This window comes from Bradyrhizobium sp. AUGA SZCCT0182 (genome assembly GCF_018130185.1).
In the GTDB taxonomy this organism is placed as follows: Bacteria; Pseudomonadota; Alphaproteobacteria; order Rhizobiales; family Xanthobacteraceae; genus Bradyrhizobium.
Map to the genome: position 1 here is coordinate 144,755 of NZ_JAFCLY010000011.1, position 12,618 is coordinate 157,372.

The 12,618-nt window shown below is 58.9% G+C and carries 17 protein-coding genes; 14 read left to right on the forward strand and 3 right to left on the reverse strand.

What is annotated here, in order from left to right:
* Positions 1-29: 29 nt before the first annotated feature.
* On the reverse strand, positions 30-662 hold the full coding sequence (locus JQ611_RS14705) for a LysE family translocator (protein ID WP_212266379.1): 633 nt from the start codon (positions 660-662) through the stop codon (positions 30-32).
* A gap of 372 nt (positions 663-1,034) precedes the next feature.
* Between JQ611_RS14705 and JQ611_RS14710 the strand changes: the two genes are divergently transcribed.
* The 11 genes from JQ611_RS14710 (at position 1,035) to JQ611_RS14760 (ending at position 9,961) form a co-directional block, all read left to right on the forward strand.
* Positions 1,035-1,256, forward strand: a complete 222-nt coding sequence (locus tag JQ611_RS14710) for a hypothetical protein (RefSeq protein WP_212465829.1) — start codon at positions 1,035-1,037, stop codon at positions 1,254-1,256.
* Positions 1,257-1,262: 6 nt separating this feature from the next.
* Positions 1,263-1,682 carry a hypothetical protein gene (locus tag JQ611_RS14715; RefSeq protein WP_249133168.1) on the forward strand — a complete coding sequence of 140 codons (420 nt, stop codon included), beginning with the start codon at positions 1,263-1,265 and terminating at the stop codon, positions 1,680-1,682.
* Between the two features lie 455 nt (positions 1,683-2,137).
* Positions 2,138-2,620, forward strand: a complete 483-nt coding sequence (locus JQ611_RS14720) for a hypothetical protein (protein ID WP_212465830.1) — start codon at positions 2,138-2,140, stop codon at positions 2,618-2,620.
* A gap of 752 nt (positions 2,621-3,372) precedes the next feature.
* Complete coding sequence (locus JQ611_RS14725) at positions 3,373-4,038, forward strand: lytic transglycosylase domain-containing protein (RefSeq protein WP_312011966.1); 666 nt, start codon at positions 3,373-3,375, stop codon at positions 4,036-4,038.
* 290 nt (positions 4,039-4,328) lie between these two features.
* Positions 4,329-5,918: a M48 family metallopeptidase gene (locus JQ611_RS14730; RefSeq protein WP_212465831.1), complete on the forward strand. Its 1,590-nt coding sequence runs from the start codon at positions 4,329-4,331 to the stop codon at positions 5,916-5,918.
* A gap of 120 nt (positions 5,919-6,038) precedes the next feature.
* Positions 6,039-6,596: a hypothetical protein gene (locus JQ611_RS14735; RefSeq protein WP_212465832.1), complete on the forward strand. Its 558-nt coding sequence runs from the start codon at positions 6,039-6,041 to the stop codon at positions 6,594-6,596.
* 43 nt (positions 6,597-6,639) lie between these two features.
* Positions 6,640-7,011, forward strand: a complete 372-nt coding sequence (locus JQ611_RS14740) for a nuclear transport factor 2 family protein (protein WP_212465833.1) — start codon at positions 6,640-6,642, stop codon at positions 7,009-7,011.
* Between the two features lie 223 nt (positions 7,012-7,234).
* Positions 7,235-7,453, forward strand: coding sequence for a hypothetical protein (locus tag JQ611_RS14745; RefSeq protein ID WP_212465834.1), 219 nt, complete (start codon positions 7,235-7,237; stop codon positions 7,451-7,453).
* An 83-nt stretch (positions 7,454-7,536) separates the two neighbouring features.
* A complete protein-coding gene (locus tag JQ611_RS14750; protein WP_212266365.1) occupies positions 7,537-8,217 on the forward strand; it encodes a Crp/Fnr family transcriptional regulator in 681 nt (226 codons plus the stop codon).
* A gap of 872 nt (positions 8,218-9,089) precedes the next feature.
* Positions 9,090-9,314 (forward strand): response regulator, encoded by a 225-nt coding sequence (locus JQ611_RS14755; protein WP_249133169.1) that lies wholly within the window; start codon positions 9,090-9,092, stop codon positions 9,312-9,314.
* 428 nt (positions 9,315-9,742) lie between these two features.
* Positions 9,743-9,961, forward strand: a complete 219-nt coding sequence (locus tag JQ611_RS14760; RefSeq protein WP_212266363.1) for a DUF6894 family protein — start codon at positions 9,743-9,745, stop codon at positions 9,959-9,961.
* Positions 9,962-10,022: 61 nt separating this feature from the next.
* Here JQ611_RS14760 and JQ611_RS42715 read toward each other — a convergent pair whose 3' ends face one another.
* Positions 10,023-10,190 (reverse strand): hypothetical protein, encoded by a 168-nt coding sequence (locus tag JQ611_RS42715; protein WP_212266361.1) that lies wholly within the window; start codon positions 10,188-10,190, stop codon positions 10,023-10,025.
* A gap of 132 nt (positions 10,191-10,322) precedes the next feature.
* Here JQ611_RS42715 and JQ611_RS14770 point away from each other — a divergent pair, with 132 nt between their 5' ends.
* Positions 10,323-10,619 carry a c-type cytochrome gene (locus JQ611_RS14770; protein WP_212465851.1) on the forward strand — a complete coding sequence of 99 codons (297 nt, stop codon included), beginning with the start codon at positions 10,323-10,325 and terminating at the stop codon, positions 10,617-10,619.
* Between the two features lie 246 nt (positions 10,620-10,865).
* Positions 10,866-11,705: a universal stress protein gene (locus tag JQ611_RS14775; RefSeq protein WP_212465835.1), complete on the forward strand. Its 840-nt coding sequence runs from the start codon at positions 10,866-10,868 to the stop codon at positions 11,703-11,705.
* Positions 11,706-11,797: 92 nt separating this feature from the next.
* On the opposite strand, the gene JQ611_RS14780 is transcribed toward JQ611_RS14775, so the two are convergent.
* Entirely contained in the window at positions 11,798-11,995 is a 198-nt protein-coding gene (locus JQ611_RS14780) for a hypothetical protein (protein ID WP_212266357.1), read from the reverse strand.
* Positions 11,996-12,187: 192 nt separating this feature from the next.
* Here JQ611_RS14780 and JQ611_RS14785 point away from each other — a divergent pair, with 192 nt between their 5' ends.
* The gene (locus tag JQ611_RS14785) at positions 12,188-12,433 is read left to right on the forward strand and encodes a hypothetical protein (RefSeq protein ID WP_212389967.1); all 246 of its coding nucleotides are present in this window, start codon (positions 12,188-12,190) and stop codon (positions 12,431-12,433) included.
* The last annotated feature ends 185 nt before the right edge of the window (positions 12,434-12,618 follow it).

A 12,618-nucleotide genomic window follows, 5' to 3' on the forward strand; every position in this document is an offset into this window, starting at 1 on the left:
CGTGGACCGGCCTCACTGAATTTTCAGTATCAGGCGTGACGCCGGCTGAACAACAACAGGCCACCCATCGTTGCGAACAGCCCTCCTGTTGCCCTGTTGATCCAGCGCATGTGCCAGCTGGAGCGCAGGACGGGGGCGATCGCGGAGACGCCGAAGGCACACATCGCCAGCACGCTGAATTCGCATGCGATGAAGGTAACGGCGAGGATGGCATATTGCGGCGCGAACGGCTCGACCGGGTTCAGGAACTGCGGGAAGAACGCGGTGAAGAACAGGATGGCCTTGGGATTGCTCGACCCGACCAGGAAGCCCCTGACATAGTGCGTGCGCAAGCGCCGGCCGCTGTCCGCTGGAGCCCTCTTGATATCGACGGCTTCAGCGGTGCTGCCGAACGTCTTGATGCCGAGCCAGATGAGATAGATCGCACCGATCACCTTGACCACGGTGAAGGCAAGCTCCGATGCCGCGAGCAATGCACCGAGGCCCAGCGCCGAAAGCGCCATGACTCCGAGGACCGCGCTGATGCTGCCAACCGCAGCTGCCAGCGCGCCTGACTTGCCTTCGTTCAGCGCCGTCGTCATGCAAGTGAGCATGGTTGGGCCGGGTGACAGCACCAACACGGCTACGGCGGCCAGGTACAGCAAGTAGGTCGTCAGGGTCATTATTCGCATCCATATGCGTGGTGAGGTTAAGCGCGCGGAGTGAGGTCAAGCGACACCCTGTCGGGTGTGCCAGCCGGTGATGGTTACGACGGAGGCAGGCCTATTTCATTAGCAGTTGGGTAGCCGCCCACCCAGCCCATACTTGTACCAAAAGCGACGCGGATTACCCTGAGCGGCCCTATCCCGGTTCGGAATGTGAGCAATTTCGACCAGCGCGGCGGAAAATTGCATCCTGCCCGCATTTCGAAAATGAATCGCCCATTTTTGAGCTCGCCGGCGGGCGGCAATTGTATTTTGGCGAGCCTTTGGAACTTTTCGGAACTTCTGCCATTGCAGATTTGCTGATGGTGCGAACCCCAAGGAGTGTTTGCAATGGCAACCCACATCGTTATGGACCACACTGGCGATACCCGCCATGAGTTTGATGCGAACGACGCGAAGGCGTTGTTTGAAGCGGAAAAGCGCTTCGAACAGCTCACAGGCGCCGGCTTCACAGCGGCAGTCAGAAATTCCTCTGGCGATCCGACGGTAACGCGCAGATTCGATCCGAAAGCCGAAGAAACCCTGTTTTATCCAAGGCTAGTCGGCGGTTAGCGTCTCATGTTGCAGACAACGCTACGGAATGCGGTCCGTAACATCAGGCAATTGCTGGCGGATAGCGCGAACCGCTGGCAATTGCTGCGGGCTCAGTATCGGGAATTGGGCTGCCCTCAAAGGGAGGTGCGCGGCATAAGGTTGCTGCAAGCGTGGCTATCGCCCGAACAACTGGTTCAGTTCAACAAATACGGGTACTTCGAAGTCACGGGCTGCCAGACCGGCAAGCGATACCGGATCTGTTATGGCACAGCGACAAATATTCATGAACTTGACCAATATGGGCGCCCGAAAGCCGGTTGGTGTTTTGTGCCAAACCAGCCACTGGTGCCCGGCGACGTCATGCTCGCACAGAAAATTGCTTTGGAAACCGACGAGTGGGCTGCGCTGGCGGTGGCTAAATCGTTCAGGCCGACTTGGCATTGAAAAGACCTGGCACGTCTGAGGGGCCGAGGTCCACTGCGCTGCACGGGCAGGAGAAGCGCTGGCGGTCCTGATGCGGTGCAGCACGGGCTGCGCCGACGGCGTCTCTACGGAAAATGGATACAAGCAGACTGTTTACCAAGTCGGTCAATGACGTGAAAACCACCTTCCCTAAGCCGTCCGAAACAAATCCGCTCTAGGCTGCCTCCAACAGCAAGAGGCAGCAAATGTTCACGATCATCAGGGCGCTCGTCATCGCGGTATGCGCGTATGCCGGTTCATCGGTAGCAGGCAGTCAATTCCCGGACCTGCCGAACTCCCATCAAATCTACACCGAGTAGCTCACGGAAGTTCGTGATCGAACTCGGCAACAGCAATTCCGGCAGTAACCACGTTCAGTTACGGACTGTCAGGAATTACGGCGTTTGCTCTCGTCAGGTTCTGTGGCGGAGATGGTCATGCCTCTCGGACGATACATAGCCTGGGTCGGCGCATCGTTGCTTGTGTTGCTGTTCGTGGCCAACTGGTTCTTTCCGCAACCCTCGGCGGAGCCCGCCGGTGACGAAGTTAACAGGCCGGTCATCCGGATCGCTTCTCTGCAGCAGCCGCCGGAGCGGATCGTCATCGACACCAACCTTCCGACGATCGTTCCGCCGCCCGCGCCCGCCGATGCCATGCCGGACGAGCCGCCCGCGCAAGCACAATCATACGCGCCGATAACTTCTCATGCGTCGGTTACTGGCGTGGAAAAAAGCAAGCCAAAAGCCACGAAGAGACTGGTGAAGGAGGCTGCAGCCAGACACCCGTCATCGCCCCATACGCAAATCAAAACGCCTGTGGTCGCGAGTAGCAGCCCGGCACCGGTCGCAGCGCCCACCAGGTTGTCGTTCGCGAACATCATTTCCGGGCAGCTGGTGAGAGAGCTGTTCAACCTTCATTGAGCCCCTGCGCAGAGACACTCGCGCCTCCGTGCATTAACCCTGTTGTCAGACTTACTTCGTCGCTCCTGCGCGCAAGTCAATTCTGCCGCTAACCCGCCGCATTGGATCCTAGAAATCGTTCTGCGACGTTGGGCAAACTATTTCCCCCTATTCGGGGCAAGCACCTTCGTTCTGGAAGAGCAGATCATGATGAGGGCAGGTCTCCTCGTTGTCGGCCTCAGCGCTCTGACCATCATGGAGCTGGGGACACCGCGACGCACCAAGACAACTGCGCCAGATCGGTTCGAGCAACTGACCATCGGCGTCAGCGTATCAGGTGACACCCTGGAGACGGCTGACCGGCGCGAAGTCCACCGTTTGCAGCATGAAGCACCGGTTCAGCCGATCTCATCCGTCGAACCAACACCGCCGCCGGATGCAACGGCTTTAACTCCAGAAAAGGAGCCGAGCACTGTCGGGAGCGCTACAGGCGGCAAAAAGCACGTTGCCGGGAAGTTACGACCTGGATCCAAATACACGGAGCCTGACAAACCCGAGCCTCAATCCACAAATCCCAACAAAGCTGCAAGGATGGCCCGGCCGAAGCCGACGGTCGCGGCCAGGCCGTGTCGTCCGAATGCTTTCGATGGTCTTCTTCAAGCATTGAACTTGTCCTCCCGATGCCAGACCTAGCGCAATGGCCTTCGTGCAATGTCGCGTTGGCCGGCGCCGAACCGGCCGACCTCGCTCGTAGATCTGGGGGCGGAGCCCGTGTGGACGAAATCAGGCCGCCTCGCCCGGACGAGCGGGGCGCACCTGACAGATCGCGAGATCCGTTCAACGTGGCAATCGTCGCGATCGTGTTAGCAGCGGCGATTGCGTTGGCTGTTATCGCAGGCGCCTACATCTTTCGCAGTACTTATTCAAACCGGCAGACAATCGAGTCAATCGACGTCAAGGCTCTGGTGGAGCGCATCATCAAAGTCGAATCGGCGGGAATTGCGAACAAAAAGAACAAGCTTTCCAGCGCCACAGGGGCTGGTCAATTTCTCGATGACACATGGCTCGAAGCCATCCGAAAGCATCGCCGCGATCTGATCAAGGGCCGCAGCGATAAGGAACTCCTGGAGCTACGGCAGGACGCAGAACTTACGCGGGAGATCATTGCGCGGCTGCTTGAGCAATATGCCAGGACACTGAATAAGCGCGGTCTGCCCCTCACGTCCGGTTCGCTTTATCTGGCCTATTTTGCCGGACCGGCTGGCGCCGTCGCTCTGCTGTCCGGCGCCGAACATGCCGACGCCGCGTCCGTCATGGCGGCCGCTGACGCGACCGGTCGAACCACCCGCCAGAAACTTGTCAGGGCTAACCCGTTCCTCGAGGTCCTAACGGTACGCGATCTCAAGAACTGGGCCGATCACAAGATGCGTGGCATCTAGATCGCCCAATTGCCGACATCTGGCCATTCGCCGCTATGGAACGACCGAACTGATCGCCAATGTCAGGGTTGCGCGGACTCTCGGGCTCACATTCCCGCCGACAATCCTTGTGCTCGCGGACCAGCTGATCGAGTGAAGCCCAAAAGCAACTCGCCGGGACGCATCTACGCCGAATGCCCGGAGGGACCGAAAGGTCAATTACACTGCCATGATGCGGGTGGTTCCGGCAAAGGACCGAAAGTCGTATAGTGGCATCCATTCTTGCCAGATGAGCCAGAGGGAGCAAATCCATGCGGAAGTCTCCATTCGGTGTCGCCGTCGCGGCTCTTATGCTTTCTACGTCTCAGCCGCTGGTCGCCGCGCAAGACGACGTGGATCAGCAGCTCGGTAACGTGAGCTTCAAAACCTCTTGCAACGATGTTGCGCAGCGTCGCTTCGATCGCGCGATGCGCTACCAGCACTCGTTCTGGTACACCAATGCCAAGGAGATCTTTGAGGAGGCCGTCAAGGCTGATCCGACATGCGCCATGGCGTATTGGGGCATCGCGCTCACGATGATGGACAATCCGCACGCCGCAATTCCGCGGCCGAATCTTGCGCCCGGCCTCGCCGCGATCACCAAAGCCAGGGAGATCGGAGCCAAGACCGAGCGCGAACGCGACTATATCGATGCGATGATGGTGATGTATGCAGACCACGAAACGATCCCCCATGCCCAGCGCATGCGCGCGCTGCGCGACAAACAGGCCGACATCGCAGCGAAATATCCAGACGATGACGAGGCCCAGATTGCCTACGCCATCACGCTCAACACCTCGGCGGATTTGAAAGACAAGACCTACGCGCAGCAGACCAAGGGCGCCGCAATCCTGGAGCCGATGTCCGTACGGCTGCCGCAGCATCCGGGCGTGACGCACTACCTGATCCACCTCTACGACTATCCGGCGACTGCGCAAAAAGGCCTCGACGCCGCCAACCGCTACGCCAAGATCGCGCCGGCCGCGCCGCACGCCCAGCACATGCCGTCGCACATCTACACCCGCGTCGGCTATTGGAAGGAATCGATCGTCTCCAACGCCGCCTCCGTGAAAGCCGCGAAGTCCGAGAAGTCGGTGGGCAATTACCTGCACGCGCAGGATTACATGGTTTATGCCCATCTTCAGCTCGCCCAGGACCAGCAGGCGCGCGCCGTCATAGACGACATGATCAAAGAGACCGACTTCAAGGTGACGGTCGCGGCCGCCGACTACGCGCTGGCGGCCTCGCCGGCCCGTTATGCGATCGACCGCGGCGACTGGGACGCGGCCTCGCAACTATCCGTCAGGCCGAGCGGCCTGAACTACGCGATGGCGATCTCGCATTTCGCACGCGCGCTCGGCGCGGCGCGCTCCGGCAAGCCGGAAGCCGCCAAGGCTGATGTCCAGAAGCTCGCGGAATTGCGCGACAAGTTACGCGACGCCAAGGATAATTATTGGTCGCAGATCGTCGACATCCAGCATCAGGTCGCCGTTGCCTGGGTGCTTCACTCGGAGGGCAAGTACGACGAGGCTCTCAAGGCCATGAGTGCGGCAGCGGACGCCGAGGACCTGACCGAGAAGCATGTGGTCACGCCAGGTCCGATGGCGCCGGCGCGCGAGCTCTACGGCTCCATGCTGCTCGATCGCGGCATGGCCAAGGAGGCGCTTGTGGCATTCGAGGCCACCAAGGCCAAGGAGCCGAACCGCTTCCAGGGCTACGCCGGTGCAGCCAAGGCCGCCGACACGCTCGGTGACAAGGCGGCGGCGCGACAGAACTATCAGCAACTCATGGCGCTCGCGGCGAACGCCGACACCGAGCGGCGCGAGGTAGCGGCGGCAAAGACGTATCTCGCCAGCAACTAGAGCATGATCCGCAAAAGTGGGCACCGGTTTTCCGAAAAGATCATGCTCAAACAAAAAGATAGAGCCGGATGACGATTCGAAGAAAAGTCATCCTGCTCCAGCGACCAGAACGGTGGTGCAATGAAAAGGGTAGCTATCGCCGTCGCAGCAGCCTCGCTGGGATGCGTACTCGCGGCGGCGTTGGCGTGGTTCGGTCTGCCCCGGCACGCGGCGGCAACTGCGACCGCGCCGGTATGGACCGAGGTGGCCTGGCCCTTTCCCATCGATCAGTGGGGAAAGGGCAAAGCGTTCCGCTGCAAGGCGGCTGACTGCGGCGCCGAGGTGAGCCTCTATCTGCGTGCCAAGATCGGGTTCTGCAATTGCACGACCGGCGTCGCCGATGATGAAGATCTGGATCGCATGGGAGATCTTGTTCTCGTCGGCGACGTTGCGCCGCTCGGCGCCGGTCGTCCGGTCAACATTGCGTGGATGAAAGGCCGCAGCCGCGCCTACACGCTCAACGCGCGCAATCCGCCCGGCAAAACGGCGATATCGGTCGTCTTCAACGAACGCTGCGACATGATCGCCGCAACCGCTGTGCTCGGCGACGACCGGCCGGCGGCGACCGAGCGAAGCGTGATCGAGTTCCTCAACGGCGATAGGGTGATGCGCTGGGCCGAGGTCACGCTTGGCCTCTGATGTGAGTGCAGGCAAGACTGTCCAAACGGGATGGAGACGGCAAATGGACATTCGCGCCGCACTGAAGGAGCTGTGTGAAGCCTTCAACGCGCACGACCTCGATCGCATCATGGCGTGTTTTTCTGAGGATTGTGTGCTGGAGATGCCGAGGGGAAGCAGCCCGTGGGGCTCCCGTTTCGAGGGCAAACGGAATGTACGGGAAGCGCTGGCAACGCGCTTTGAAGGCTTGCCCGATGTCCATTACGGCAACGAAGCGCATTTTGTGGACGCGGCTGCCGACACCGGCATCTCAAAATGGACCCTCACGGGCACCACCCGCGAGGGCGCGCGAAAAGAGGTCCAGGGTTGTGACTTCTATACGTTCCGCGACGGCAAGGTGATCCGCAAGGACTCGTACTGGAAAATCGTGGATTGAGCGTACGGTTTGGGCACTTTCGGAGCAACGCGAACCGCCGTGGACCACTTTGAATTTGTCGGTTCACGCCTCGTTCACCTGCAATCTCCGAAGTGAGCCGCCGCGGATGCCCCGAAAGGGGTTCCCCTTCCCGTTATTTGGCAATGTGAGCAATTTTGACCAGCGAGTCGGTGTTGCGACGCGGCATGATGCTATCGTCACCCCACATCGGAAGATCAGGCAGATGACATGGGCTCGCGAGCTTGTGGAAAATAACGCCGTCGAAACCAAGCGCTACACGATGGCGGAGCTTTACGAACTGCGCCGGCTACTTATCAGGCACTCGCGCTCCATGCCGCCCGGGCCAGTCCGCAATGAGCACCGGCAGATTGCGGCTTCGATGCGCTCGCTCGCCTGCGACAAAAAGTGGCTGGCCGCCCATGCCGTGGATGGCCATAAGTAGGGCCGCCTCGGACGTAGTTAAATTCCGGACCGCTACGGCCAAAACGGCTAAGGTAGATGTCCTGCCGCGGGATCAAACCGGACATGGCTAACAACACCAATCAGATTGCCTTTGATCCCAAGGCGTTTCTCGCCGTCGTGGGCGAGGGCAAAACGATCCTTGAATTTCATAAGGATCAGGTCGTCTTCGCCCAGGGCGACGCGGCAGACACCGTCTTTTACATTCAAAGCGGACGGGTCAAGGTTGTTGTCATATCTGAGCAAGGCAAAGAGGCGGTGGTCGGGATTTTTGGAGCCGGCCAGTTCTTTGGCGAAGGCTGCATGAACGGCCATTCGGTGCGGATCGCGACCACGACCGCGATGGAAGACTGTCTGGTCACCACTATCACGAAGGCCGCAATGCTCGCGGCCCTTCACGATCAACCGAAGTTTTCCGAGATGTTCATGGCCTATCTGTTGACCCGCAACAGCCGCATTGAGGAAGACCTGATCGATCAGCTCTTCAACTCCAGCGAAAAGCGGTTGGCGCGCCTGCTGCTTCTGCTGGCGAATTTCGGCAAGGAAGGCAGTCCCCAGCCGATCATCCCAAATATCAGCCAGGAGACCCTGGCCGAGATGATCGGCACCACCCGGTCCCGGGTGAGCTTCTTCATGAACAAATTCCGCAAGCTCGGCTTCATCAGCTACAACGGAAAAATTGAGGTCAATAGTTCATTGTTGAATGCGGTCCTGTACGACAAACCCGAGATCAAGCGCGAGCCGTAACGATCGAGCGCGTCGCTTCAACGGCCCTCTTCACGCCCCTGAATACGTCACGACAAGTGCGGCAACTGCCAGAACGCAGCTCACGATGAGCACCAGGAGAACGGGTCTGCCCAAGAGACCACCTCTGGCCTCCACCGCTGTCTCGACTATTTGCTTTCCATCCTTATGCATTGAACTCTCCTGTGAGCGGACCAACCGCCGCCCCTCGCACAAGTTCCAGGACCTTTCGGAACGGTCAACGTTGCCGGATTTCTGGTCCCCATAGTTGGAAGTGAGCAAAAGAGAACAGCGCCGCCGCAGCGAATGTGATCGGCTTGAAGCCGAACGTCGCTGTCCGCAACGGCGACGTTTCCAAGCGTGGCCCCGGCGCGGACCAGCCCCCAAGCCCAAGCGCCGGGGTCATTCTGTCCAAGTTCACCACGTTCGACCGTGAACGTGAAACGACGTCGCGCCGCGATGCGGCCTCGTTGATTTCTGGTGATCGCAATGGCGATGTGATCGGCCGGCGCGCCGCGATGAGAGCGGCCCCAGCCAGGGGCTGGCTTCCTGCTGGGGCCGGTCTTTGAGAGCCGGGCGCAGCCGAATGGCGCACCCGTCCTATGCAAATGTCAGCACATCCCTGCCTTTGGCGCTGCTCAATTTTGACCACTATGCGAAACAGATATGCCGGGTCCTGATTGGGACGGCCCCGACGCGACGCTTGTGCATCGCCATTTTGGAAGGCCTCCAACTCATTAACTTTCGGAATGTGAGCAAAATGGAACAGACGGGGGGACCGGGGGAGTGCCAAGCTGGTTCCATCACCGGCCCGCTTCGGCATCTACCGGTGACTGAGAGTTCTGGAACGCTCCCGCCCAATTCAGGGAAGCATCATGACTTCATCCCAACAATTTCTGATCGCGATCGAGCGTCCGCGCTGTCTCCACTGCCAAACGCGGATGATGCTGGAGCGCGTTTGGCCGGGGCCGATCGGCTTCGAGCACCGGCTGTTCGAATGCCCTAAATGCGATCGCGTGCAGACAAGCGTCATTGTGTCGGATCCCTTGAAGTCGAAGGTGGTCGGATGGCTCGGGGGAGAACTCAGAACACCGAACTGAGGTAACGTCCATGCTCCAAAGACAAAGCCAGGGTCCACAATGCACGGCTTGTGGTTCTCCCATGAAGTTGACCGCTATCGAACCGAGCGATGCGGGCCAGGACCTGCGGACGTTTACTTGCCCGCATTGCAGGAGGGTTCAACAGCACATCATCGAAAGCGCGGTGACTGATGCATGGTTGGAACGTGGCGGATTGATAGCCTGATGTATCGGCGCCACGAGTGCATCGCCAAAGCGTCAACCTGTCGTGAGAACGCGCACGAGGATCCAACACGTCATGACTACTGGATCGACGAAGCAATCGTATGGCATCAACGCGCCATCGACGCCCGCCGCGAACACGTGGCCACTCACGAAGTTCATGATGGGCGCCTGATACCGAAGTAGCGCGTTTGATTGGCCACGATCCCTGCAATCGAGCATTGACCATGCAAAAGTTCTTTTTTGACATGAAAGACGGCGTCCCGATGAGAGACCGCATCGGCATCGAGTTCAACACCAATGCCGAAGCGATCAGGCACTGCAAGGAGATCGCGCAGGACTTCCGCGACAACAGCCTGCGGGACGATCAGGACCTTGAGATATTGGTTGTCAACGAAAGTGGAAAAGAGATTTATCGCGAGTTTGTTCACCGCGAACCGGAATAAAGGCGGCAGGGCCGATTGCCCTGCCCGCGTTAAATAGAGTGGTCCAATGATGATAGCTAACTCAACTCTCGAGTTCGAGCGCTTGCTGGGCAAGGCCGCGCTCGCATTGTGGCCGGACCTCCCTCGCGACGTGCAGGAGAACCTTTTCGAAACCGCTATGGCCGGGGACATTATCGTCGGAAAACATCTGGCGTCGTACCTGCACGACCACCATCCGAAAACGGCTCATCCCGCAACGCCGACACAGTTAGCATAGAGGGTGTCACGGGCCTCTGGACAGACATAACAGGCACGTTGGCCGGGAGCGTCGTATTTGATTTACTTACACCAACTCAAGGTGAGTATCGTATCCTCTGTTGCTATCGCACTAAGCGTGTTGGTGAATGCAACCTTATGCAGCGCCGAACCCAACGCCGCTGCGGGCAAGGCGTTTGCACAAGCCAACTGTTCGCATTGCCATTCCATCGATAAATTCACCCTGAGTGCCCTAGCCATTGCCCCGCCGTTTCGAACTCTCCACCTGCGGTATCCCGTCGAGTCGCTCGAAGAAGCGCTTGGCGAAGGGCTTTCCACCGGTCATGCGAATATGCCCGAGTTCAGGTTGGATCCCGGGCAAGTTGGCGATTTCATCAGCTTCCTTAAATCGCTTGAGCCTTAGCCAGTACAACGATCGGCGTTAGCGAGAACTCGCTGTCTGAACTCGAACGTGCGACCAGTGGCGATTTGACCCATCTCGGACATGGACTCTTCAGCTCGCTTTCCCGAGTCTGGTGCCCATATAGGAGTTATCATCGCGTCGTTGTTCGCCGCTATCGGTGACTGAGAGCCACGGCGCTCCCGCCATCATCATCGCGCACCTCGCCCAGGATTTGGGCGATCGCTGCATTGCTATGAGGAGGAAGTCTTGGCTTTCAAAGATATTCTCGTGACATTGACCAGCTATCCCGAGCCGTCTCCTTCATCGGTAGTCGACGATGCGGTTTCAATCGCTGCGGTCCTCGGCGCGCATCTCGCAGCGCTGTCCTGCGAAACGCACGTTCAGGTGCCCGGACATTTCCTTTCGGGCTCGTTCGCCAATCTTCCCGAGATCATTGCGGGTGAAGGCGCCAAGAGCCGGCACAATGCCCAGACCCTGCTCGCGGCATGCGACAAAGCCGCGGAAAGGGCTGGCGTTCCTCACGAAGCAATCCTTCAGAAATGTACCCCGACTGAGGTCCCGAACCTGCTTGTCGACTATGCCCGGCTGCACGATCTGACCATCATGCCAGTTATGGACTCGGACGATCAAATGTACGCGGAGGCGGTTATTTTTGGATCAGGTAAGCCTACCCTGGCCTTGCCGAAAATTCCCCGGTCACGTTCGTTCGAGCTTGGCACGATCGCTGTGGCTTGGGATTTCAGCCGAGCTGCCGCCCGCGCGATATCGGACGCTCTTCCGCTTCTTGAAAGAGCGAGAAAGGTCCATGTGGTCACAATTGTCGATGAAAAGGACATGGACACAAAGCATTCTGCTGAGCAACTTGCAAAGAACTTGGCTCGGCACGAAATCGATGTTGTGCTGGAAAGGATCGAAGCCAAGGGCAAGCCGATTGGCAGCGTCCTTGAATCGTATTCGCTGTCCCACGGGGTGGATTTGCTTGTGATGGGTGCTTATGGCCACTCGAGGCTAAGGCAGTTCATCCTCGGAGGCGCTACCAAGAGCCTGTTATCGCAGCCACCCGTGCCGATCCTCTTTTCGCACTAACGACGAACCCGTCAGCGCTATCATTGCTTGACCGCCACATTGAGCGATGATCGGAATACCCGACGTGACAGCTGCGCCCGGACGCACCGCCGCTACGAGGCCAAAGCTGCGATTCCGGCAGCAATCCGATTTCTGCCCGGTGTGGTTAGGCGCAACTTGCCATCGATATCGGCCATGTAGCCTAACGCGATCAGTCGGGCGCTGTGTTCGGCAGGGATGACCGCCGGACGGTCATTTACGGCGGTATGGCCAACCGCAAGCAGCGATGCGAATTCTTGATGGGTCAGCATTGTCGCCTCCAGGTCATGGTCTGAGTATGGCCTGCTTCGGCAACACCGCATGGTCAATTTAGCTCAGTCGGAAAAAATTGAATCCGAAAAAATTGAATCCGTCAGTCCCCATTTGAAGAGCGAAGTTCTAGCCCATGTCCGAGTCTGCCCCTGGGACCGAACCCGGGCACTTCACATCGCCGGGGACAACTTATGGATCGCAAAGAAGCCGCACATAAGCCTGACTGGAGGCAAAGCCTGTCGGGTGGAGGATTCGCCATGGCTTCCAGATTCGTAATCGGTGACAAGGTCCATCAAGCATTCAGCAACCACGCCGAGGGAACGGTCGTTGCGATATTCAAGGATCGGGCCGGTGGGCTCCGGTATGCGGTTGAAATGTTCGGCCACCGCACCATTCAGATCGCAAGCGAAGGCAGCTTGGTCGCCCGCGACGATTGAGTCGTCGAACTGACCCGGCTTTGGGACGGCTATATGTCGGCGGCCGCCCTGATCAATGTCGCTCTGTCTGGAAAATCAATCCGGCCTTTGTCAGGGGATTCCGGGAACCTTAGCCATAACGGTCTGTTGGTTTCGAGCAATCCGACCAGACTCCCTCTTCGACCTTCGGCTGGGCAGCGTGGACT

Coding starts and splice junctions, on each gene's coding strand:
- JQ611_RS14780 (WP_212266357.1), bottom strand. CDS start 11,995: ATGCTGACCCATCAAGAATTCGCATCGCTGCTTGCGGTTGGCCATACC.
- JQ611_RS14720 (WP_212465830.1), top strand. CDS start 2,138: ATGCCTCTCGGACGATACATAGCCTGGGTCGGCGCATCGTTGCTTGTG.
- JQ611_RS14705 (WP_212266379.1), bottom strand. CDS start 662: ATGACCCTGACGACCTACTTGCTGTACCTGGCCGCCGTAGCCGTGTTG.
- JQ611_RS14730 (WP_212465831.1), top strand. CDS start 4,329: ATGCGGAAGTCTCCATTCGGTGTCGCCGTCGCGGCTCTTATGCTTTCT.
- JQ611_RS14745 (WP_212465834.1), top strand. CDS start 7,235: ATGACATGGGCTCGCGAGCTTGTGGAAAATAACGCCGTCGAAACCAAG.
- JQ611_RS14755 (WP_249133169.1), top strand. CDS start 9,090: ATGACTTCATCCCAACAATTTCTGATCGCGATCGAGCGTCCGCGCTGT.
- JQ611_RS14785 (WP_212389967.1), top strand. CDS start 12,188: ATGGATCGCAAAGAAGCCGCACATAAGCCTGACTGGAGGCAAAGCCTG.
- JQ611_RS42715 (WP_212266361.1), bottom strand. CDS start 10,190: ATGAGCCGTTTTCGGATGGTGGTCGTGCAGGTACGACGCCAGATGTTT.
- JQ611_RS14735 (WP_212465832.1), top strand. CDS start 6,039: ATGAAAAGGGTAGCTATCGCCGTCGCAGCAGCCTCGCTGGGATGCGTA.
- JQ611_RS14740 (WP_212465833.1), top strand. CDS start 6,640: ATGGACATTCGCGCCGCACTGAAGGAGCTGTGTGAAGCCTTCAACGCG.
- JQ611_RS14750 (WP_212266365.1), top strand. CDS start 7,537: ATGGCTAACAACACCAATCAGATTGCCTTTGATCCCAAGGCGTTTCTC.
- JQ611_RS14710 (WP_212465829.1), top strand. CDS start 1,035: ATGGCAACCCACATCGTTATGGACCACACTGGCGATACCCGCCATGAG.
- JQ611_RS14760 (WP_212266363.1), top strand. CDS start 9,743: ATGCAAAAGTTCTTTTTTGACATGAAAGACGGCGTCCCGATGAGAGAC.
- JQ611_RS14715 (WP_249133168.1), top strand. CDS start 1,263: ATGTTGCAGACAACGCTACGGAATGCGGTCCGTAACATCAGGCAATTG.